The organism is Kitasatospora sp. NPDC018058, from assembly GCF_044327205.1.
Taxonomy (GTDB): Bacteria; Actinomycetota; Actinomycetes; order Streptomycetales; family Streptomycetaceae; genus Kitasatospora.
In genome coordinates this window covers 61,047-83,317 of record NZ_JBIRFA010000023.1, presented here as the reverse complement: position 1 = coordinate 83,317, position 22,271 = coordinate 61,047, and the positions used below count along the sequence as shown (strand labels likewise).

General features: G+C 71.8%; 19 protein-coding genes. 2 read left to right on the top strand and 17 right to left on the bottom strand.

Features of this window, described 5'->3' with window-relative positions; genetic code table 11:
* The first annotated feature begins 291 nt into the window (after positions 1-291).
* A complete protein-coding gene (locus ACH4E7_RS28915) occupies positions 292-1,011 on the top strand; it encodes a hypothetical protein (RefSeq protein WP_396251997.1) in 720 nt (239 codons plus the stop codon).
* A gap of 153 nt (positions 1,012-1,164) precedes the next feature.
* On the opposite strand, the gene ACH4E7_RS28910 is transcribed toward ACH4E7_RS28915, so the two are convergent.
* The 3 genes from ACH4E7_RS28910 to ACH4E7_RS28900 all read right to left on the bottom strand — a co-directional run bounded on the left by ACH4E7_RS28910 (position 1,165) and on the right by ACH4E7_RS28900 (position 3,380).
* Positions 1,165-1,848: a hypothetical protein gene (locus ACH4E7_RS28910; protein WP_396251996.1), complete on the bottom strand. Its 684-nt coding sequence runs from the start codon at positions 1,846-1,848 to the stop codon at positions 1,165-1,167.
* A 100-nt stretch (positions 1,849-1,948) separates the two neighbouring features.
* Positions 1,949-2,647, bottom strand: coding sequence for a ribonuclease HII (locus ACH4E7_RS28905; protein WP_396251995.1), 699 nt, complete (start codon positions 2,645-2,647; stop codon positions 1,949-1,951).
* Positions 2,648-2,798: 151 nt separating this feature from the next.
* Positions 2,799-3,380, bottom strand: coding sequence for a TetR-like C-terminal domain-containing protein (locus tag ACH4E7_RS28900; protein WP_396251994.1), 582 nt, complete (start codon positions 3,378-3,380; stop codon positions 2,799-2,801).
* A gap of 513 nt (positions 3,381-3,893) precedes the next feature.
* On the opposite strand from ACH4E7_RS28900, the gene ACH4E7_RS28895 reads away from it, so the two are divergent.
* A complete protein-coding gene (locus tag ACH4E7_RS28895; protein ID WP_396251993.1) occupies positions 3,894-5,444 on the top strand; it encodes an MFS transporter in 1,551 nt (516 codons plus the stop codon).
* 110 nt (positions 5,445-5,554) lie between these two features.
* On the opposite strand, the gene ACH4E7_RS28890 is transcribed toward ACH4E7_RS28895, so the two are convergent.
* From ACH4E7_RS28890 to nrdR, 14 genes are all read right to left on the bottom strand, one after another.
* Complete coding sequence (locus ACH4E7_RS28890; RefSeq protein ID WP_396251992.1) at positions 5,555-7,147, bottom strand: DUF4153 domain-containing protein; 1,593 nt, start codon at positions 7,145-7,147, stop codon at positions 5,555-5,557.
* A 169-nt stretch (positions 7,148-7,316) separates the two neighbouring features.
* The gene (locus tag ACH4E7_RS28885) at positions 7,317-8,174 is read right to left on the bottom strand and encodes a carbohydrate ABC transporter permease (RefSeq protein ID WP_396251991.1); all 858 of its coding nucleotides are present in this window, start codon (positions 8,172-8,174) and stop codon (positions 7,317-7,319) included.
* 143 nt (positions 8,175-8,317) lie between these two features.
* Positions 8,318-9,394 (bottom strand): carbohydrate ABC transporter permease, encoded by a 1,077-nt coding sequence (locus ACH4E7_RS28880; RefSeq protein ID WP_396251990.1) that lies wholly within the window; start codon positions 9,392-9,394, stop codon positions 8,318-8,320.
* A 113-nt stretch (positions 9,395-9,507) separates the two neighbouring features.
* Positions 9,508-10,893 carry an ABC transporter substrate-binding protein gene (locus ACH4E7_RS28875; RefSeq protein WP_396251989.1) on the bottom strand — a complete coding sequence of 462 codons (1,386 nt, stop codon included), beginning with the start codon at positions 10,891-10,893 and terminating at the stop codon, positions 9,508-9,510.
* Between the two features lie 319 nt (positions 10,894-11,212).
* Positions 11,213-12,427, bottom strand: coding sequence for a cytochrome P450 (locus ACH4E7_RS28870; protein ID WP_396251988.1), 1,215 nt, complete (start codon positions 12,425-12,427; stop codon positions 11,213-11,215).
* A 108-nt stretch (positions 12,428-12,535) separates the two neighbouring features.
* Entirely contained in the window at positions 12,536-13,780 is a 1,245-nt protein-coding gene (locus ACH4E7_RS28865; RefSeq protein ID WP_396251987.1) for a cytochrome P450, read from the bottom strand.
* A complete protein-coding gene (locus tag ACH4E7_RS28860; RefSeq protein ID WP_396251986.1) occupies positions 13,777-14,403 on the bottom strand; it encodes a GTP-binding protein in 627 nt (208 codons plus the stop codon). Before ACH4E7_RS28860 ends, ACH4E7_RS28865 begins: the two co-directional genes overlap by 4 nt.
* Positions 14,384-14,752: a DUF742 domain-containing protein gene (locus ACH4E7_RS28855; protein ID WP_396251985.1), complete on the bottom strand. Its 369-nt coding sequence runs from the start codon at positions 14,750-14,752 to the stop codon at positions 14,384-14,386. Before ACH4E7_RS28855 ends, ACH4E7_RS28860 begins: the two co-directional genes overlap by 20 nt.
* Positions 14,749-15,186 (bottom strand): roadblock/LC7 domain-containing protein, encoded by a 438-nt coding sequence (locus ACH4E7_RS28850; RefSeq protein WP_396251984.1) that lies wholly within the window; start codon positions 15,184-15,186, stop codon positions 14,749-14,751. The genes ACH4E7_RS28855 and ACH4E7_RS28850 overlap by 4 nt, the downstream gene beginning before the upstream one ends.
* Complete coding sequence (locus ACH4E7_RS28845; RefSeq protein WP_396251983.1) at positions 15,183-16,964, bottom strand: sensor histidine kinase; 1,782 nt, start codon at positions 16,962-16,964, stop codon at positions 15,183-15,185. The genes ACH4E7_RS28850 and ACH4E7_RS28845 overlap by 4 nt, the downstream gene beginning before the upstream one ends.
* Before the next feature lie 333 nt (positions 16,965-17,297).
* Positions 17,298-17,534, bottom strand: a complete 237-nt coding sequence (locus tag ACH4E7_RS28840; protein ID WP_387759491.1) for an RNA polymerase subunit sigma-70 — start codon at positions 17,532-17,534, stop codon at positions 17,298-17,300.
* Between the two features lie 58 nt (positions 17,535-17,592).
* Complete coding sequence (locus ACH4E7_RS28835) at positions 17,593-18,354, bottom strand: SDR family oxidoreductase (RefSeq protein ID WP_396251982.1); 762 nt, start codon at positions 18,352-18,354, stop codon at positions 17,593-17,595.
* Between the two features lie 160 nt (positions 18,355-18,514).
* Positions 18,515-21,388, bottom strand: a complete 2,874-nt coding sequence (locus ACH4E7_RS28830) for a vitamin B12-dependent ribonucleotide reductase (RefSeq protein WP_396251981.1) — start codon at positions 21,386-21,388, stop codon at positions 18,515-18,517.
* Positions 21,389-21,591: 203 nt separating this feature from the next.
* Positions 21,592-22,089 carry a transcriptional regulator NrdR gene (gene nrdR, locus ACH4E7_RS28825; protein ID WP_396251980.1) on the bottom strand — a complete coding sequence of 166 codons (498 nt, stop codon included), beginning with the start codon at positions 22,087-22,089 and terminating at the stop codon, positions 21,592-21,594.
* Between the last annotated feature and the right edge of the window lie 182 nt (positions 22,090-22,271).

Genomic DNA, 22,271 nt, shown 5'->3' with positions numbered 1-22,271 from the left:
ATTTCGATCACACCGCGGACCGACCCGGGAAAGGAGTGCCCACCATGCCGAAGACGGTTCACCCTGTCCTTCGCGCAGCGTGGATCATGGTCGGGCGACGCCTGGGCGACACCCGGACGACCGTGGAACATATCCGGCAGAACATGGGCTTTCGGATGGCGCTCATCATTTCATCGTTGCCGGTCCGCCCCCGTTGCCCCGAGAATTGGGAGGTACCCGAAATCCGGTCCGCTGGACCCGCCCTTCGGCGTACCCAGGCACCCGCCTGCCCACGGGCCAGGAAGGAGGATCGTGATCAACGGTATCGGCCGAGGTCAACATCCCCTCTCCGGGAGTTCGGCGCCCAGACGGCTGCTCGACCTGGAGAGCTGGACCGCCTCGGGGATCCCGTTGCTTCGCGATCCGCGCGAGTTCGTCCTGGAGCTGCACCAGCGCCATCTGCCCCAGCCGGGCACGGTCGTGGTCGCAGTCCTGGACGTGCTCCACCACCTGGCCGCCTCGGCCTCGTTCACGCCCTGGCCGCACGACACCGACGGCTGGCAGCACCGGAACGACCTACTGGCGCACCTGCGCCGGATCATCCCGCACGACCTGCGCCGGCCGGAGCCGACCCGGACGGCCGTGCTGCTGCGCTGCCGCGAGGGCGCGCCCGGCTGGACGGAGCAGGACGGCGCCTGGATGTGGGCACTGCGGGACGCGTCCGTGCTGCACGGCCTGCGCTGCGGCTCGTACATCGGGCTCACCCCGGCGGGCTGGCAGATCCTCGGCGACGGGCGCGGCGGGCGCAATCCGCACGCCGGTTCGTGGGCGGATGGACCGGTGCACACCGTGACGGAGCTGCCGCCCCGGTCGGTACTCGACGACGCCCCGCGCAGTCAGCGCGCCAGGCAGCAGGCGGCTGAGCAGGCCAAGCGCGGCGACGGTGCGCAGCGCTCCCTGTCGCCCGAGCCCCCGTGGACCCCGGCGCGGGCCACGGCCGTCGAACCGGGTCGCCGCACCGGCACCGGCTGAGCGGCACCGACAACGACAGCGACAACGGCTCCGAGCGCGCCGACAAGGCAACGGCAGGCCCCGCGCACACCGGGGCGGGCAGCGGGGCCCGGCACTCCGGACGGACCCCGGGTCCGGCACCATGCGGCGCCGGACCCGGAGCGGGAACGACTGTCAGGCCTTGACCGGGCGCCCCGGTGCGGCACCAGCCGCACCGGCCGCAGCCGGGCCGGCCTCTCCGCAGACCACCAGTAGCGCGGTCGCGTGGCCGAGCGCCTTGCTGTGCGCCTCGGCGGCCCGGGCGGGCGAACCACCGTTGACCACCAGGACGACCACTTCGCGGCGGACCGGACGGGTCAGCGCGGCGTCGGCGTAGAACACGTCTCCGCCCTCGGTGAGCTGCGCCCAGTAGCGCTCCTCACCGAAGGAGAGTTCGTGCTGCTGCCAGGGGTGCGTCTCGCCGACGGTCAGCACCAGGATGTCGCCCGGGTTGCGGCCGGAGTCCAGCAGCAGGTCGACCGCGCCATCGGCGCGCTCCAACGCCTCGGCCGGGGTCGCGGCGATCCGCTGGACCTCGACCTGCGGCACGGGGGCGGCCGGGCGGCGCGGAGCCGGCCCCGGCTTGGGGATCAGGCGCGGCGGGCCCGAACGGTCGGCGCGCGGCGGGGCCGGACGCGGGGGCGCCGGACGGGGGCCGGGCACCGGGGCCGGTGCGGCGGTGACGGTGGTGGGTGCGGTGGCGGGCGCGCCGCCGGTGGCAGGCGCGTGGAGGGCTTGTGCGTCCGACTCGCGGGGGAAGGGAACGCCGGGGCCCGGGAGGCTCTCGTGGATCTCCGGCTCCTCGGGGAAGACAGGCATACCCGGATATCTATCAAATGCCGGTCGGACGCGCACGGGCACCCCACCCATTGGGCACCGGACGCCCGCCACTCACACCCGGAGAAATTCCGACGGGCCGTCAGAAACCGAGCGTCAACTGTTCGTCGGCGGAATCCTGCCCCGCACCCGCGACGCCCCGTCCACGCTTGAGATGACGCCACTTCGGCAGTGCGTCCAAGTACGCCCAGGAGAGCCGGTGGTGGTCGGTGGGGCCGTACTCCTCCAGCGCGGCGCGGTGCACCGGGGACGGATAGCCGGCGTTGTCCGCGAAGCCGTACTCCGGGTACGCCTCGCCCAGTTCGGCCATCATCCCGTCGCGGTGGACCTTGGCGAGCACCGAGGCGGCGGCGACGCAGATACAGGACTGGTCGCCCTTGATGACCGTGCGCACCCGCCAGGGGCCGCCGAGGTAGTCGTGTTTGCCGTCCAGGATCACCGCGTCGGGTTCGACCGGCAGCGCCTCCAGCGCGCGGACGGCGGCCAGCCGAAGCGCCGCCGTCATGCCGAGCTCGTCACACTCCTGCGGCGAGGCGTGCCCGAGCGCGTACGCGGCGACCCAGTCGGCGAGCACCGGCGCGAGCGCCTGGCGGCGCAGCTCGGTGAGCAGCTTGGAGTCGGTCAGCCCCTCGGGCGCCTTGCGCAGTCCGGTGACGGCGGCGCCGACGGTGACCGGTCCGGCCCAGGCGCCGCGCCCGACCTCGTCCAGACCGACCACGAGCTTGGCGCCGGCCCGGCGGAGCGAGCGTTCGACGGAGTGCGTCGGCGGGACGATGGGCATCGCGGGGACTCCGTTCGGCAAAGCAGCCCGTTCCGGTGGGGCTAGCTCCAGCCTAAGCCCGTCTCACGACCGCCCCGGGCCCGCCCGGGGCGACCACCCCGGGCCCCGGCCGCCCCGCACCGGCCGACCCGCCCCACACCGGCCGCCCGGCCTACGGCTGCCGGATCAGCGGGACCAGTACGTCGTCCACCAGCCGGACCGCGAAGTCGGGCGCCAGCTCCCGGTCGCGGATCTTCACCTGGAACATCAGCATCGACGGGACCACATCGGCGACCAGCGGGGAGACCGCCCCGGGCCGGACGTCCCCGCGTTCGACGCCGCGGCGGAGGATGTCCAGGATGGTGTCCTTGGTCGGCTCGATCACCCGCTGCACGATGAAGTCCTTGAACACCTCGGCCTGTTGCTGGGAGAGCTCGGCCATCAGCGCATGCATGGCGGCGCCCGCGTTGGAGCCGATCGCATCCGTGAACAGCCCGATGAGCTGCAGCAATTCGGCACGGGCGGACCCGAGGTCGGGGACCCCGTGAGGGCGTGGGAGAGTGGAGTCCAGGGCGTCGATGACGAGTTCGACCTTGGACGCCCAGCGCCGGTAGAGCGCGGCCTTCCCGGTCCGCGCCGCAGCGGCAACGCCCTCCATCGTCAGTCGCGCGTAACCGCCGGAGGTGAGCTGGTCGAGCGCGGCCTCGAAGATCGCGTTCTCCAACTCCTTCCCCCGGCGCCGCACCGGTCGCACCAGCGCCTCCCGGGCCGCTCGTATCGGACAGCAGGGCTCCGACTCCCCATCCGACGACTCCACGAACGCCACCGGCTCCACGGACACCACCGGCTCCACGGGCACTGCGGGTGCCACCGGCACCACGCGGTCCACTGGCACCGCAGGCACCAGCACCGCAGGCACCCGGGGCGATGACACCCCGCCCTCCGCCGGCCGGGCGGCTGCCCGACCGGATGCCCGATCCGCCGTGAGGCGCCGCACCAACCGCTCCATCGCCACCCTCCTTAAGGAACGCTTGCGTTCACTATCAAGCTCAGGATATCTTCCAGATTAGTGAACGGCACCGTTCCTTCCCAGCCTGCCCCGACGCACAGTCGACGTCGGCGCGTAGCAGCACTCCGGGCCCGCAGGTCAGCCGGACACCACGCACCGAGCACCGAGTACCGAGCACCAGGCACGTACCACCACCGCGCACCAGCACCAAGCACCGTGCACCAAGCAGCTCGCACGTAGCCAGCAGGGGGAACATTCGTGGCTATCTCCGACACGCTCAGCAAGAACTCACCACCGAAGGGCCGCCAGGGTCACGGAAAGGGCATCACCCTGACCGTCATCGCGGCCACGCAGCTCATGGTGGTGCTCGACGCGACCATCGTGAACATCGCGCTGCCGCACATCAAGGACGCGCTGAACTTCTCGACCACCGACCTGTCCTGGGTCATCAACGCCTACACGCTGACCTTCGGCGGGCTGCTGCTGCTCGGCGGTCGCGCGGGCGACATCCTGGGCCGCCGCCGGGTGTTCATCTTCGGCACCCTGCTGTTCGGCCTGGCCTCACTGCTGGGCGGCCTCGCGCAGGACAGTGGCCTGCTGCTGGCCGCCCGCGCACTCCAGGGCATCGGCGGCGCGATCTGTTCACCGACCGCATTCGCCCTGATCGCCACCAACTTCGACGAAGGGCCGGAACGCAACAAGGCGTTCGGCGTCTTCTCGGCGGTGGCCGGCTCGGGCGCCGCGATCGGCCTGCTGGCCGGCGGTCTGCTCACCGAATACCTGGACTGGCGCTGGGTGTTCTTCGTCAACGTGCCGATCGCGATCACGATCGCGATCGCCGCGCCGCGCTACATCGCCGAGTCCGAGCGCCACCCGGGCCGCTTCGACCTGCCCGGCGCGCTCACCTCGACGCTCGGCCTGGTGGGCCTGGTCTACGGGTTCATCCGGGCCGCCTCGGACGGCTGGACGGACAGCATCACGCTCGGCTCCTTCGCGGCCGGCGCGATCCTGATGGCCGCCTTCTTCGTGGTCGAGAACCGCACCGACCAGCCGATCACCCCGATGCACCTGTTCGCCGACCGCAACCGCACCGGCGGCCTCGTGATGATGCTCTGCCTGGCCGCGGCCATGTTCGGCATCTTCTTCTACGTCGTCCTGTTCGTGCAGGGACCGCTCGGCTACAGCCCGCTCAAAGCAGGTGTGTCGTTCCTGCCGATCAGCGTCGCGATCATCATCGCCGCGCAGTTCGCGTCCAACCTGCAGGCCAAGTACGGCCCGAAGCCGTTCATGGCGGGCGGCGCGCTGCTGGTCACCGTCGGCCTCTCCTGGCTGACCCAGATGGGCAAGGACAGCGGCTACGTGGACGGGGTGCTCGGCCCCACGGTGGTCTTCGGCTTCGGCATGGGCCTGATCTTCGTCCCGGTGATGCTGCTCTCGGTCGCGGGCGTGCCGGGCGAGGAGACCGGCGCCGCCTCCGGCCTGCTCAACTCGATGCAGCAGATCGGCGGTTCGCTCGGCCTGTCGATCCTGACCACGGTCTTCGCGCACTACGCCGCCGCCGAGACCAACGCTCAGCTTCCGGCGTTCATGCAAAGCGCCAGTCCGCAGGAGAAGGCCTTCTTCGAACAGCACCACGAGTTCATCCCGGGTACCGGTCCCGCCAACTCGGTGCTCACCCAGGGGATTTCGCACGGCTTCATCGTCGGCGCGGCGCTCGCCGGGGTCGCGCTGCTGGTCGCCCTCTTCGTGATCAAGGCGAAGGCCAGCGACCTGCCGAGCGGTGACTCCGCCGGCGTCGCGATGCACTGAGGGACGACAGCGCGCCCAGGCACCAAGGCACCAAGGCGCCCAGGCACCGACAGCCGACGGGCCCGCCGGGAGCAGCACGCTCCCGGCGGGCCCGTTGCGTGCCCTGCCCGTCAGAAGTACGGGTCGATGCGCAACCCCGCCCGCTCGCAGGCACTCGACTTCCGCCCGCCGTCGACCAACGGCCGTACGGCCAGGATCCCGCGGGCCCGGTCGACGGAGCGGCTGGTGGCGGACCAGGCCGTGGTGTGGTGCGCCAGGTCGGTGTCGATCAGCTGCAGCGCGCAGGACCGCTGCGGTTCCGGGAGCCGGTCCAGGGCGGGCACCGCGTCCGCCGACAGCTCGCGGACGTTGCGCAGGTCGATCTGCCGGGAATGCTCGAAGCGGGCGACGTTCTGCTCCGCGACGATCGCGTCCGGCCCCGCCAGCCCGTACACCGCGACGGTGAGCATGCCGCTGAGGACGACGGCGCGCGGCAGCCAGCCTGCGCTACGGGTGAGCCCGGCGGTGATCAGCAGCAGGAAGACCACGCCCAGCCAGATCTCCACCACCAGCACCCACAGTCGCAGCCGGGTGAGCCCGGAGGCGTCCACGTAGAACCACATCCGGCCGAGCGCCGAGGTGACCACGGCCAGCGCGAGCAGGCAGAGCAGCCCCAGCAGGATCCGCGCCACCCGGCGGTCGGCCGGGGTGGTGCGCGGGGCCCAGCGCTTGGCGATGGCCACCACGACCAGGGTCAGCACGGTGATCGCGCTCAGCTGCCAGAAGCCCTGCCGGGCGTACTCGGAGCGGCTCATGCCGGTGTTGCTCAGTACGGCGTCCGCGCCGCCGAGCACCACCACGGCCTGGATCACCGCGAAGGCGCCGAACATCAGGTTGAGCGCGACCAGCGGCAGCGCCCACTCGAGCCGGCGCCGCTCCCGCCCCGGCCGGGCCGTCATGCGGTCCCAGCGGCGCGGCCCGGCCGCGATGTACGCGAAGCCCAGCGCGGTGAGCGTGCCGAGTACGAACAGCATCGCGCGCAGTGGCAGTTGGTGGAGGTCGAAGCTCGGGTTGAGGCCGCTCAGCAGGTCCGCCATGGCGGCGTCGGCACTGGCGAAGAGCAGGCCGAAGACGGTGAGCAGGACGGCGGCGACCGCGAGCGCCTTGAGCACCGGGACGATCCGGCCGCGGCCGGGCAGCGGCCGGCCCTCCAGGCCGTCCCAGACCCAGCCCACACTCGGCACCAGTTGCCAGACGGCGGCGGGCAGGGCGAGCAGCACGCCCGGCCAGCGGCGGCCGCCGTGCAGGGCGAGCGAGGCCAGGCCGAGTGCGCCCCCGACGGACAGCACGGTCGGCCAGCCCGCGTCCCAGAGGGCCGGAACGGCGAGCAGGGCGAGGGCGAGCAGGCTCCAGACCGCCGTCCAGGGCCGGACCCGGCGGCCCGCCGCGCGGGCGACGAGGCCGGCCCCGGCGGTGGTGGTGGCGCCGCAGATCAGCAGGTTGGCACCCACGCCGTCGTACAACAACCAGGCCGTCAGCAGACCGGTGAGCAGGGCGAGCAGGAGGACTCGGGGGGTGGCCGCCGCCCGGTACTCGGGGTCGGTGCGGCGCAGCCGGTCGCCGAGCGACGGCACGGGCGTGCCGACCGACCGGTGCGGGCCGGACGACCCGTATGCGGGCCGGGACGGCGGATCGACGGGCTGCGGATCGGTCGGGGCAGGCATGGACAGACCTGACATGAGTCCCCCTCAGTGGTCGGCGGGCATGCGGAAGCCACCCTCGGGGCGGTCCGCCGGCGGGCGCGCTGGGCGCCGCGGCCGCTGCCGACTGTAGACCATTCTGAACAAGTTCAAAAGTTGCTTCTGAACGCGTTCAGAACACTGGAGTCGCGGCCTACCCCTTCACAGACCCGGCCAGCAGCCCGCGCACGAAGTACCGCTGGAGACTGAAGAAGACGATCAGCGGCACGATGATCGACAGGAACGCCCCGGCCGTGAGCAGCTCCCACCGCCCGCCGAAGGAGCCGGACAGCTGGGCCAGCCGCACCGTCATCGGCGCCACCTCCGGTGTGCCGCCGGCGAAGGTGAGCGCGACCAGCAGGTCGTTCCAGACCCACAGGAACTGGAAGATCGCGAACGAGGCCAGCGCCGGGGCGCACAGCGGCAGCACGATCGAGCGGAAGATCTTGAAGTGCGAGGCGCCGTCCACCACCGCCGCCTCCATCAGGTCGCGCGGCAGCTGGGCGATGAAGTTGTGCAGCAGGAACACCGCCAGCGGCATCGCGAACATGGTGTGCGCCAGCCAGACCGGCGCGTAGCTGCCCTTCAGGTCCACCGCCGGGATCAGCGTCAGCGGGCCCAGGTGCGCGCCGCCGGAGAACAGTCGCAACAGCGGGATCAGCGCCATCTGGAGCGGCACCACCTGGAGCGCGAACACGGTGAAGAACACCGCGTCGCTGCCCCGGAACCGCACCCAGGCCAGCGCGTAGGCCGCCATCGCCGCCAGCACCAGCGGGAAGAGGGTGGCCGGGATGCTGATCGCCAGCGAGTTCACCAGGAAGGGCATCAGACCGGTGGAGACGCCGGAGCCGCCCTCGAACAGCACCGCGTGGTAGTTGCCGAGCCCGAAGTCCGGGTGGAGCAAGGCGTTCCACCAGCCGTCGGCCGTCACGTCCTGCTTGGGACGCAGCGAGGTGACCAGCAGGCCGAGGGTCGGGATCGTCCAGAGCACCGTCATCGCGATCACGAACACCGAGGCCAGCGGGCTGCTGAAGGCCTTCCGTACCGGGTTCCCCGGGACGGGCCGGCCGCCACCGGGACGACGGCCAACGGGCCTACGATCACCGGGACGACGACCAACGGACCGAGGGTTCACGGCCTTCGCCTCACGATCGCTCACCGCACCTCACGCTCCCTCCGCAGCTGGACGATGTTGTAGGCCACCAGCGGCAGCACCGCGAGGAACAGCAGCACCGCGAGGGCGCTGCCCCGCCCGTCGTTGAACTGCACGAAGGACTGCGAGTACATCTCGTTGGCCAGCACCTGGGTGCCGAAGTTGCCGCCGGTCATGGTGCGGACGATGTCGAAGGCCTTCAGGGTGATGATCATGACGGTGGTCAGCACGACCATCACCGTGGTGCGGATCATCGGCACGGTGACGGACCAGAACAGCCGCAGCCCGGTCGCGCCGTCCAGCCGGGCCGCCTCCGTCACCTCGTCCGGGATCGCCTTGATCGCCGCCGACAGCACCACCATCGCGAAGCCGGTCTGCACCCAGACCATGACCGCCATCAGCAGGAAGGTGTTCAGCGGCTGGCTGAGCAGCCAGTTCGGCGGGTCCGACCAACCCACCGCGTGGGCGAGTTGGCTGAGCAGCCCGATCTGCGGCTGGTCCTTCCCGCGCGCCTCGTAGACGAATTTGAAGATGATCGAGGCGCCGACCAGCGAGATCGCCATCGGCATGAAGATCAGCGACTTGTACACCGCCTGGCCGCGCATCCGGTCCACCAGCAGCGCCAGCACCAGGCCCAGCCCGGTCGCCACCAGCGGCGCGACCACCAGCCACAGCAGGGTGTTGAACAGCACCTCGCGGATCGAGTCGGTGGTGAAGGCCCAGCCGAAGTTCTCGCCGCCGACGAACCCGGTGCCGTCGGCGTTCTGCAGGCTCAGGTAGACGGTGCGGACCAGCGGCACCACCAGGCCGACCGCCAGCAGCAGCACGGCCGGTCCGAGGAACACCAGGACGGCCAGCGGGCGGGCCAACCGGCCTCGGGCCCGGCCGGCCACCAGGAAGACCAGCAGCAGGATCCCGAGGAAGCCCGCGATCGCGCCGACGCTGTTGCCGAACTTGACCGCCGCGTCGCCCCAGGCGCCGTCGGCCAGGGAGCCGACGCCAGGCAGGGAGCCGACATCAGACAGAGGGCCGGTGTCAGACAGAGGGCCGGTGTCAGGCGGGGAGCCGGATACGGACATGGCTGCACGTCCCTTCGGGTCCGGTGGGAAGGGGGCGGGCGGTGCGGGTGGGTGGCCCCGCACCGCCCTCGACAGGTGGTCCTCGTGCCCGCGTCCGACGGGGACCGGGCGGGCTACTTCGGCCAGGCGGCGTCGATGTCGGCGGCGGTCTTCTGGATCGACTGCCCCTCGGCGAACCAGGCGGTCAGCGACTTCCACTCCTGCCCGGCGCCGACGGCCGCGGGCATCATGTCGGAGCCGTCGAAGCGGAAGGTCGCGCTCGGGTCGGTCAGCGCCTCCGCCGAGAGCTTGTCGATCGGGTCGGTGTACAGGCTCCTGTCCACGCCCTGGTTGGCCGAGACCCAGCCGGTCGCGGTCTTCACCCGGCTGCTCGCCCAGTCCGAGCTGGACAGGTAGTTCTGCACCGCCTGCGCCTCGGGCTTGCCGGAGAAGGCGGCCAGGAACTCGCCGCCGCCCTCGACGGGGTTGGCGATCGACGGGTTCACCGCGGGCAGGTGGAAGGCGAACACGTCGCCGTCCGGGCCGATCTTGGTGCCCTTGGGCCACTGGGCCTCGTAGAAGGAGGCCTGTTGGAGCATCGCGCACTTGCCGGTGAGGATCGGCGCGCCCGCGTCCTGGAAGGTGGTGGTGGCGATCGACTTGACGTCGCCGTAACCGCCGTTGACCCAGGCCGGGTTCTGCATCCAGTCGGCGACGGTCTTCATCGCGGTGGCGATCTTCTCGTCGGAGAACTTCATCTGGTGGCCGACCCACTGGTCGTAGACCTCGCCGCCGTACGTGCCCAGCACCACCTCCTCCAGCCAGTCGGTGGCCGGCCAGCCGGTGGCCGTGCCGGAGGCGATGCCGCCGCACCAGGGCTTGGGGCCGCCCGACTTGGCGATCCGGTCGCTGAGCGCCATCAGGTCCGCCCAGGTCTTCGGCACCTCGTAGCCGGCTGTCTTGAAGGCCTTCGGCGAGTACCAGACCAGCGACTTCATGTTGGCACTCATCGGCGCCGCGTAGAAGGTGCCGTCGACCGAGCCGTAGGTCTTCCAGACCGGGTTCCACTTGTCCTGGTTGGCGACGGTCTGGGCGGGCGGCTTGACCACCTTGCCGCTCTTGACCATCTGCGCCAGCAGGCCCGGCTGCGGGATGATCGCGAAGTCCGGGGCGTTGCCGCCGGCCACCCGGACCGGCAGCTGGGACTCGAAGTCGTTGGACCCCTCGTAGCTGATCTTGATCCCGGTGCACTTGCTGAATTCGGACCAGGACTTCTCCAGGTTGTCCGACTCCGGGCTGAGGATGGAGGCGAACATCGTCACCGTGGTCCCCGAATGGCCCGCGTACGGCTGGTACTTGGCACAGTCACCGGTCAGCGTCTGGGCCGCTCCACCGCCGCCACCCGAACCGCCGGAGCTGTTCGAGCAGGCCGCGGTCAGGGTCAGCGCCGCCAGCAGGGCGGGCACGGCGGCCAAGCGGCGGCGGGAACTCCCGGACGGCGCTGTCGGGTTGAGGGTCAATGCGGTCCTCCTCGCCAGGGCGTGCTGCCGAAGGTTGGCTGAACGACATTGCGCTGTACCGGAGATGGGCGTACAGAGGTCGCGGGCGAGTGGGCGGCCGAACCGATTCGACGACGTTAACGCAGCCGTCGGCCGCCGCCAAGGTCCATGGTCGACCTTCACAGACCGGTGCCCCGACCGTGACCGACGAAAACCGGGGATCACGCCCCGAGGAACCGAAGGCCCCGCCCGGAAGCCGGACGGGGCCATGGTTCCGACGCGACCCCGACGCAGCCCCGACTCGGCTCCGACGCGGCCCCGACGCGGTTCCGACGTCCCGTCAGAAGAGCCGGACGGGCAGCTCCAGCAGGCTGTTCACCACCAGCGACGGGCTCGGCCGCAGCTCGCCGTCCGGCACCGCCAGCGACAGCGCGGGGAAGCGCTCGAACAGCGCGGGCAGCGCGACCCCCGCCTCCATCCGGGCCAACGGCGAGCCCGGGCAGACGTGCGGGCCGTGGCCGAACGACAGGTGGCGGGTCGGGTCCCGGGTGATGTCGAACAGCTCCGCCGTCACCCCGTGCTGCAGCGGGTCCCGGCCGATCGCGTTGTACGAGACCAGCACCGGCTCGCCCGCCGGGATCACCACCTCGCCGACCTCGATGTCCTCGGCCGCGAAACGGAACAGGAAGTTGCTGGTCGGCGGGGTCCAGCGGAGCGACTCCTCGACCACCGCGTCCCAGGACACCTTCCCGGCGCGCACCAGCTCCAGCTGGTCCGGGTGGGTCAACAGCGCCCGCACCGCGTTGCCGATCAGGTTCACCGTGGTCTCGTGGCCGGCCGCGATGATCACCCGCAGGGTGGCCGCCGCCTCCGCGTCGGTGAGCGCCCCGCCCTCGGTGTCCGCCGCCAGCAGCACGCTCGCCAGATCCTCGCCCGGGGCCGAACGGCGCTGCGCCACCAGGTCGTTGACGAAGGCGTTCAGCCCGGCGACGGTCGCCTGGATGCCGGCCGGGTCGGGCTTGATGCCGAAGAACCGCTCGTACAGGTCACGCAGCACGCCGTGGTCCGACTCCGGCACGCCCAGCAACGAGCAGATCACCGTCATCGGCAGCGGGAAGGCGAAGGCGGTCTTGAGGTCGACCACCGGCTCCCCGGCCGCCAGGCCGTCCAGCAGCGCGTGGGTGATCTCCTCCACGCGCGGGCGCATCAGCTCGACCCGGCGCGGGGTGAAGGCCTGCGCGACCAGCGCCCGCAGCCGGCGATGCTCGGCGCCGTCCGTGGTCACCATGCTCGGACCGGGCACCGCCAGGCCGATCAGCGGCCAGGTCCTCGACACCTCGCCGCGCTGGTAGGCCGCCCAGTGCTTGGCGTCCTTCACCAGCCGGGCATCGGTGAGCAGATCGCGCGCGGCCGCGTGCCGGGTCACCGCCCAGGCGGCGACCCCGCCCGGCAGCACCACCGGCACCACCGGGCCGGCGGCCCGCAGCAGGGCGCCCTCGGCGGCGTTGTCACGGGCCAGCGGGTCGAGGGCCATCGGGGCCGGGGCGGCGGTCATCGGCGTCAACTCTCCTTCAACGGCAAGGAACTTCGAACGATTGTGCACATCCCGTGGATCTTGGCTGGCCCGACGAAGATCCGCAAGACGCGCGCTGCGGACACGCCCTCAGGCCGGATGTCCCGGAGTGAACGAGACCGGCAGGGCGACCAGCCCGCGTACCCAGGCCGAGGGCCGCCACACCAGCGCGTGCTCGGCCACCGCCAGCCGCAGGTCCGGCAGCCGGTCCAGCAGCACCTCGATCGCGGTGGTGGCGATCACCTCGGCCGCCTCCTGCGCCGGGAACGGGCAGCCGTGCTCGCCGTACGAGTAGCTCATGTGTGCCCGGTTCCCCTCGGCCGGGCGGCCGTCGGCCTGCCGCACCGACGGGTCCGCGTTGGCCCCGGCGAAGCCGAGCAGCAGCATGTCCCCCTCGGCGATCCGCTGACCGCCGAGCTGGGTGTCCCGCACTGCCCAGCGACCGGCGAAGATCTGCGTCGGGGTGTCCTCCCAGAGCGCCTCGTTGAGCGCCTGGCTGATGCTGCGCCGGCCGCCCGCCAGCGAGGCGGCGAAGCGCTCGTCGGTGAGCATCAGCCGCAGCGTGTTGGAGATCCAGTACGAGTTCGGCTGATGGCCGGCGATCAGCAGCACCCGCAGGTCGCGCATCACCTCGTCGTGGGTCAGCCCCGCCGGGTGCTCCAGCATCCGCGAGGCCACGTCCGCGCCGGGATGCTCGGCCTTCTCCTCCACCAGCGCGAGCATCAGCTCCAGCAGCCGCTGGGCGCCGGCCGGCGCGTCCGCCCCGCCGTCCAGCATCGCCAGCAGGGCGGCGATCAGCTGCGGCGCCTGCTCCTCGTCCAGCCCGAGCACCCGGCACAGCACCAGCAGCGGCATCCGGTGCGCGTACTCGGCGACCAGGTCGGCCTCGCCGCGCCCGGCGAACTCGTCGATCAGCCGGTCGGCGATCTCCTCGGCGTGCTTGCGCAGCTCGTACGGGTCGATGCCGGCCAGCGCGTCGGTGACCGCACGGGAGCGGCGCACGTGCTCCTCGCCCTCCGCGTACAGGATCGACGGCACCGGCGCCATCATCGGCTTCAGCGGCCAGTCGGCGGGCAGCGTCGCCCAGGCGTGCCAGCGGCTGGAGTCGCGGCCGAACAGCTGCGGCTGGCCGGTGACCTGCTGCAGCTCGCGGTAGCCGATCACCAGCCAGGCGGGCACGCCGCCGGCCAGCTCGACCGGGGCGACCGGGCCGTGCGCGGCGCGCAGCTCGCGGTAGAGCTGGGCCGGGTCGGTCTGGAAGCGCGGCCCGTACAGCGGCGTGGCGCCGGCGTGCGCCGGGCAGCCCGGGGACGGGGTGGCGGCGGGCTGGGTCACGGGGTGCTCTCCTCGTAGATCGCGTCGGATGCTCCGGCGAGGGCCGCCAGGTGGTGGACCAGTTCGATCAGCACCCGCTTGCCGGACTCGCGGTCGCGGGCGTCGCAGTCCACCAGCGGCACCTCGGCCGGCAGGTCCAGCGCCTCGCGGACCTGCTCCAGGGTGTGGGTGGGCTCACCGAAGTTGTTGCGGGCGACGATGAACGGGGTGCCGTGGTGCTCCAGCCGGTCGATCGCGTACCAGGACTCCTCCAGCCTCCGGGTGTCCACCAGGACGACCGCCCCCAGGGCGCCGCTGAACAGGCGGTCCCAGAGGAACCAGAAGCGCTCCTGCCCGGGCGCGCCGAACAGGTAGAGCACCTGGCGCTCGGACAGGGTGATCCGGCCGAAGTCGAAGGCGACCGTGGTGGAGCGCTTGCCCCAGGAGCCGGCCGGGTCGATGCCCTCCCCGGCCCGGGTCATCACCTCCTCGGTGTTCAGCGGACGGATCTCGCTGACCGAACCGACCAGGGTGGTCTTGCCCACCCCGAAGCCGCCGACCACGACGATCTTCAGCGCGTTGTCGGCGGTCGCCCGCAGCGGGGTGCGCACCGCGGACTGGACGTCAGAGCCGTTGGAGGCCATGCAGCACCTGCTTCAGCGTGTCGAGGTCGGGCAGCCGGGCCTTGTTCGGCGCGAACCTGGGGTGCCGGGCGGTGACCGCCCCGGACTCCAGCAGGTCGCCGAGCAGGATCTTCACCACCGAGACGGGCAGCGACAGCTCCGCCGCCACCTCCACGACGGCGGTCGGGGCCTCGCACATCCGCAGGATCCGGGCGTGCTCCGACTGCATCCCGGCCGCCGGCTCCCGTTCCGCGACGATCAGCGTGACCAGGTCGAAGGCGTTCTCCGGGGCGCGGCTGCGGCCCCCGGTGATGGTGTAGAGGCGGTCCGGGTCGTCGTCCCGGACCGGCGACACCGGCCCGGCGTTCATATCCCGGCGCTCTCTTGAGCGGCGTCGTCGGCTTCCCCGCTGCGGGCGGGCGCGCTGAGGTAGACGCCGATCTGCTCGATCAGGCCGTGCATGTTGTGGCCGACCACGCCCACGTCCGCGTCGTCGTCCGTGACCACCGCGAGGTGCGCGCCCTCACCGGCCGCCACGATGCACAGGACGCCGCCGTGGAACTCGGTCATCGACTGCCGCACCCCGCCGCTGCCGTCGCCGAACTCGATCGAGGCGCCGTGCGCCAGGCTCTGCAGACCTGAGGCGATCGCGGCCAGCTGGTCGGCCTGGTCCGCGCTCAGCCCGGCGGTGTGGCAGAGCTTGAGGCCGTCGGCGGAGAGAACCAGGGCGTGCCGGGTGCCGGGGGTTGCCGCCAGCAGGTTTTCCAACAGCCAGTCGAGGTCGCGGTCGGTGGCGCTGCTCATGGGGTGTCCTTCTCGGTGACGGGGGAGGCGTCGGGCGTGGTGTCGGTGTCCGCGGTCGGCGTCGCCGTGGGTACGGGCTCGGCGGCCGGTAGGGGCGGGGCGGCCGGGAGGGGCACCGCCGGCTGGACGGACCGACGGAAGGCGCCGAACCGGGCGGCGGCGCTCGCCGCGTCGGTCCGTACGGGCTTCGCGGCCGCGGCCACCGCGGGGGCGGTGGTGGACAGCGTCTGCCCGCGGCGGCGCTGCGGCAGGCCGCTGTCGGTCATCCGGGCGGGCGCGGACGGGGTCTGGGTGGGGACGGTGGGTGCCGGGACCGCCGTGGCGGTCGGTACGGCGGCCGGGGCGGTCGGGGCGGCGCTCGGCGCGGTGGGCGCGGGCGGCAACGAGGCGGGCGCCGGGCGGGCCGGGGTGAGCGCGGGGCGCGCGGACTCCACGACGGGCGCGGGGGTCTGGACGGGCGCCGGGGCCTGGTGGGTGACCAGCTGCTGCGGGATCAGCATCACCACCCCGGTGCCACCGCGCGCCGACGGCCGGAAGGAGATCTGCAGCCCGTGCTTGCGCGCCAGCATGCCGACCACCGCGAGGCCCAGCCGGGTACCGGCGGTGAGCATGGTGAGGTCCAGCGGCTCGGCGGAGACCGCCCGTTCGGCGCGACGCAACCAACTGTCGCTCAGGCCCAGCCCGCTGTCCTCGACGGTGACCGCCAGACCGGCCGGCACCTCCTCGACGTAGACGTGCACCTCGGCCGGCGGGGCGGAGAAGTTGGTGGCGTTGTCAAGCAGTTCGGCCAGCGCGTGCATCACGCCCTCGGCCGCGTACCCGGCGACCGCGGCGGTGCTGGCGTTGTGCAGCCGCACCCGCTGGTAGGCACCGATCCGGCCGAGCGCGCCGCGCAGCACCGACTCCACCGCGATCGGCTTGGCCCAGCGGCGGCCGGACCGGGCTCCGGTGAGCACCGCGATGCTGTCCGCCATCCGGCCCGCCTGGGCGGTCGAGTGGTCCAGGCGCAGCAGGTCGCCGAGGACCTCCTCGTCGTGCCGGTGCTGCATCTCGCGCAGCTCGGCGTGCATGCTCGTGGCCAGCGCCTGCACCCGACCGGCGGCGGTCGCGCAGACCGCGAGCGCGGCGGCCCGCAGCCGTTCACCCCGGCCGATCTCCTCGCCGACGGCGCGCAGCAGCGCGTACTGGGGGTGCTTGCGGTGGGCGGCCAGCGCGCTGTCCACGGCGGCGCCCGCACGCAGCTTCTTCACCACCTCGGGCAGCACGCCCTCGGCGATCCGGTCCAGCTCGGCACGCTCGGCGGCGGCCCGCTCCCGGTCGGCCTCGGCCTCGGCCCGCGCGGTGGCCAGCTCGGCCCGCAGCCGGGCCAGCTCGGCGTGCGCGGCGGTCACGTCCGCCTCGGCACGGGCCTGCTCGGCCCGGGCGGCGTCCCGTTCGGCCTGCGCGGCCGTGGCACGCTCCTTGGCGGCCGTCTCGGCCTGCCGGGCGCTGCCGGCCACGACCAGCGCCGTCATCGTTTCCCGGTGTTGCTCCTCCACGGCCTCGGCCAGCCGGCGGGAGCGCTCGACGCCGGTCGCGGCCACGCCGACCGCGATCAGCCAGAGCACCGTGACGGCGCCCACCGCGAGGGCGGTGAGCGGCTGGTTCGCGCCCAGGGCCCGGTCGATGCCGACCGGTGCGGCGACCATGGCCAGCAGGACGGCGGCCGCCGTAACGGCGGCGGTGCGCGGCGCGGGGAGGCGGCGCGGCTGACCGTCGGGGCTGGTGGCTTCTCTCATCGGTGCGGTCCTCGGCAACGTCGGCGGTCGGCGGCGCGGGCAGCGGGTCGGCGACGGTTGCGGCCGCCGACAGCGGGTCGAGCGGATACGAGACCGCCCGGCGACGTCGTGAAACGTCTCCGGGCGGCTGATCCGTTCACGCTTTCGGCCGATCATATCGATTCAGACATTGGCCTCAAGCCGCCAGTTGACGGTCAATCTCCTTCATTCACGCCTCGTACACCGGTCGGCGACACCATCGACGCCCCGCCGCAGGCCCCACCGGGGGTGGACTCGGGCCGGCTCGGCCTCCACCACCTGCCGCGCCGCGTCGGTGAAACGCTCGAACATCGCTCAGCCTCCGTCCTGGTCGCCCCGGGTACCGCGCTTCGCGTACTTCTTGTGCACTGCCTGCCTGGTCACTCCGAGGCAGACCGCGATGTCCTGCCAGGACCAGCCCTGCGACCGGGCGTTGCCCACCTGCAGGGACTCCAGGCGGTCCGCCAGGTCACGCAGGGCGCGGACCGCCCGGAGCCCCACGGCGGGGTCACGACTGCTCGCGGCGGCCGCGAGCTCTCCGCTCTCGCTCATGTCGTCAACTTTGGTTGACAGTTTCGAGGATGTCAACCCTGGTTGACGACTGCGGAACTCACCCGAACCGCCGCGCCAACGCCTCCTCGAAGGTCCCCCGACCCACCGCCCGCTCCGGTGCCGTGAGCCCGCCCGCCCGCAGCGCCCGTCCCACCGCGCCCGGCACCCGCAACGGCAGCAGCACCCGCCGCCGGCCCGCCGCCCGCAGGTACGCCTCGGCCAGCTCCCGGTACGACCGCGCCTGCGGCCCACCCACCTCCGGCGCGAACCCGGCCGGCTCCTCCCCCACCAGCCCCGCGACGCGCACCGCCACCTCCCGGACGTCCACCGGCTGGATCCGGGTGCCGGTCACCACCGGGAACACCGGCAGCTTCGCGCTCACCCCGAAGGCCTTGAACAGCAGGTCGTGGAACTGCGTCGCCCGCAGCACCGTCCACCCCAGCCCCGACTCCCGCACCACCCGCTCACAGGCGAGCTTCGCCTTGTAGTACGCGATCGGCACCCGGTCGATCCCCACGATCGACACGTACACCAGGTGCCGCACCCCGGCCTGCCGGGCCTCCGCCACCAGCCGCTCGACTCCGGCCACGTCCTGCTTCCCCTGCGTGGTCGCGCAGTCCACCACCGTCTCGACCCCGGCGACCGCCTCCGCGATCCCGGCCCCGGTCACCAGGTCCCCGACCACCCACTCGACCCCGTCACCCCCGCCGCGCGCCCGCCGGCTCAACCCCCGCACCGCCACCCCACGCGCGACCAGCAGCCGCACCACCTCCCGCCCCAGCGTCCCCGCCGCCCCGGTCACCAGCACCGTCCCCGTCACCACACCGCTCCTCTCGGGAAAAGCCGTCACCCCCTACGGACCGGACACCGCCCGCATCCGTGACATCGGCTTCCCCGGGAACGCGAAAAAGCGGGGCGAGGACCGTGAAGTCCTCGCCCCGCTTCAGTGATTCACCTCACCGAGGTGAACACCGGGATCGTCAGCTGCAGCCGCTGGTGGAGCCGCAGCCCTCGCAGAGGTAGCAGCTGCCGGCGCGACGCATCTTGGTGCCGCAGGAGAAGCAGAGCGGCGCGTCGGCGTTGAGGCCGAGCTGGATCTCCATCAGCTCCGTGGAGTTGTGGGCCTGCTTCGGAGCCGCCTTGGGCGCCTCGACGGCCGCGACCGGCTTAGCGGCGGCCACCGGGGCGGACTGGGCCAGCGACTCGGTGTCGAGCTCCTCGGTCTCCAGCGGCTCGTACGAGCCCGTCTCCAGGTGGCGCGTGCGCTCCTCGACGGAGTGGATCCCGAGCGCCGAGCGGGTCTCGAACGGCAGGAAGTCCAGCGCCAGGCGGCGGAAGATGTAGTCGACGATCGACTGCGCCATCCGCACGTCCGGGTCGTCGGTCAGACCGGCCGGCTCGAAGCGCATGTTGGTGAACTTCGAGACGTAGGTCTCCAGCGGCACGCCGTACTGCAGGCCGACCGAGACGGCGATGGAGAAGGCGTCCATCATGCCCGCGAGGGTCGAGCCCTGCTTGGACATCTTCAGGAAGACCTCGCCGAGGCCGTCGTCCGGGTAGGAGTTGGCGGTCATGTAGCCCTCGGCGCCACCGACCGTGAAGGAGGTGGTGATGCCCGGGCGGCCCTTGGGCAGGCGCTTGCGGACCGGGCGGTACTCGACGACCTTCTCGACCACGGCGGCCGGGGTCTCCTCGGCCTTGGCCTCGGATTCCTTCTTCTTGGCCGAGAGCGGCTGGCCGACCTTCGAGTTCTCGCGGTAGATGGCGAGCGCCTTGACGCCCATCTTCCACGCCTCGAAGTAGATCTCCTCGACGTCCTCGACGGTCGCGCTGGCCGGCATGTTGACCGTCTTGGAGATGGCGCCGGAGATCCACGGCTGGATCGCCGACATCATCCGCACGTGCCCCATCGGCGAGATGGAGCGCTCGCCCATGGCGCAGTCGAAGACCTCGTAGTGCTCGGTCTTCAGGCCCGGCGCGTCCACCACGTTGCCGTGCTCGGCGATGTGGGCGACGATCGCCTCGATCCGCTCGTCCTGGTAGCCGAGGCGCTTGAGGGCGCGCGGGACGGTGCCGTTGACGATCTGCATCGAGCCGCCGCCGACCAGCTTCTTGAACTTGACCAGGGCGAGGTCGGGCTCGACGCCGGTGGTGTCGCAGTCCATCATCAGACCGATGGTGCCGGTGGGGGCGAGCACCGAGGCCTGGGCGTTGCGGAAACCGTTCTGCGAACCGATGCGCAGCACGTCCTGCCAGGACTTGTTGGCCGCGAGCCAGACCGGGGCGTCCAGGTCGTCGAAGGAGACGGCGTCCAGCGAGGCGTCCGCGTGCTGCTTCATGACCTGCTGGTGCGCGGCCGCGTTGCGGGCGTAGCCGTCGTACGGGCCGACCACGCCGGCGAGTTCGGCGCCGCGGCGGTAGGCGGTGCCGGTCATCAGCGAGGTGATGGCGCCGGCCAGGGCGCGGCCGCCCTCGCTGTCGTAGGCGTGGCCGGTGGCCATCAGCAGGGCGCCGAGGTTGGCGTAGCCGATGCCGAGCTGGCGGAAGGCGCGGGTGGTCTCGCCGATCTTCTCGGTGGGGAAGTCGGCGAAGCAGATGGAGATGTCCATCGCGGTGATGACCAGCTCGACGACCTTGGCGAAGGTCGCGGCGTCGAAGGAGTCGTCCTCGCGCAGGAACTTCATCAGGTTCAGCGAGGCGAGGTTGCAGCTGGAGTTGTCCAGGTGCATGTACTCGGAGCACGGGTTGGACGCGTTGATGCGGCCGGACTCCGGGCAGGTGTGCCAGTGGTTGATGGTGGTGTCGTACTGGATTCCGGGGTCGGCGCAGGCCCAGGCGGCCTCGGCCATCTTGCGGAACAGCTTCTTGGCGTCGACGGTCTCGATGACCTCGCCGGTCATCCGGGCGCGCAGGCCGAATTCGGTGCCGTTCTCGACGGCGGTCATGAATTCGTCGTTGACGCGGACCGAGTTGTTGGCGTTCTGGTACTGGACGGACGTGATGTCGTCGCCGCCGAGGTCCATGTCGAAGCCCGCGTCGCGCAGGGCCCGGATCTTCTCCTCCTCCTTCACCTTGGTCTCGATGAAGGCCTCGACGTCCGGGTGGTCGACGTCCAGCACGACCATCTTGGCCGCGCGGCGGGTGGCGCCGCCGGACTTGATGGTGCCGGCCGAGGCGTCGGCGCCGCGCATGAAGGAGACCGGGCCGGAGGCGTTGCCGCCGGAGGAGAGCAGCTCCTTGGAGGAGCGGATGCGGGAGAGGTTCAGGCCTGCGCCGGAGCCGCCCTTGAAGATCATGCCCTCTTCCTTGTACCAGTCGAGGATCGACTCCATGGAGTCGTCGACGGACAGGATGAAGCAGGCACTGACCTGCTGGGGCTGCTTGGTGCCGACGTTGAACCAGACCGGCGAGTTGAAGCTGAACACCTGGTGGAGGAGGGCGTGGGTCAGCTCGTGCTCGAAGATCTCGGCGTCGTCCTTGGTGGCGAAGTAGCCGTGCTTCTCGCCGGCCGCGCGGTAGGTGAGGACCACGCGGTCGATGATCTGCTTGAGGCTCCACTCGCGCTGCGGGGCGCCGACGGCGCCGCGGAAGTACTTGGACGTGACGATGTTGACGGCGTTGACCGACCAGAAGTCGGGGAACTCGACACCGCGCTGCTCGAAGTTGATCGAGCCGTCGCGCCAGTTGGTCATGACGACATCACGCCGCTCCCAGCGGACCTCGTCGTACGGGTGCACGCCAGGGGTGGTGTAGATGCGTTCCATCCGGAGGCCGCCCTTCGGGGCCTTGGCGCCCTTGGCCGCGACCTTCTCGGACTTCGACCCGCGTGCGGAACCGCTCGTGGTGTCTGTCACTTCTCGCTCCTCCTCCTGGGCAAACGCCCGAAGTGCCCCGAAAAATCCGGGCACCGCTGGTTCGTACTTCTGGTGTGCGGGCAGGCGGAGACCTTGCCTGCTTACGCATGGTTCGTAGTGTTTCGTGCCCAGTTTTCGGGCACGCGTGGGCCCCGTGGGGCCGTGTGGCACTGACAGGCGGGCCCGCGCGGGCCCGGCGCCTCCTAGGGCGCGGCGGCGGGAACGGGCACGGGGGTGCCGTCCGCCTCGGAAACGGGCCGCTCGGCGCGGAGTTGCGCGATGGCGGCCTCGAAGTCTTCGAGTCCGTCGTAGGCCTGGTACACGCTGGCGAAGCGCAGGTACGCGACCACGTCGAGTTCCTTGAGCGGGCCGAGTATGGCCAGCCCGACGTCGTGGGTGGTCAGCTCGGCGTTGCCGCTGGCGCGCACGCACTCCTCGACCCGCTGGCCGAGCTGCGCGAGGGCGTCCTCGGTGACCGGGCGGCCCTGGCAGGCCTTGCGGACGCCGGTGATGACCTTCTGCCGGGAGAACGGCTCGGTGACGCCGCTGCGCTTGACGACCATGAGCGCGGCCGTTTCCACGGTGGTGAAACGGCGGCCGCAGTCCGGGCACTGTCGACGACGGCGGATGCAGCTGCCGTCCTCGGTGGTCCGGCTGTCGACAACGCGGCTGTCGGAGTGCCGGCAGAAGGGGCAGTGCACCTGGGGATCCCTCCCTGGCAGGACGTGCGGACTAGTCGAGTCTAAGCGATGCGCCCCCGGCCTCGGCAAGCTGATCATGCGACGCGACCACTAGTACTGGGCACGGAGAGGACTCTAGCCACTACATCTAGGTCTCAGAGGGAAGTGACACCCCTGGCGTGTCGGCGCCGATTAGACTTCCG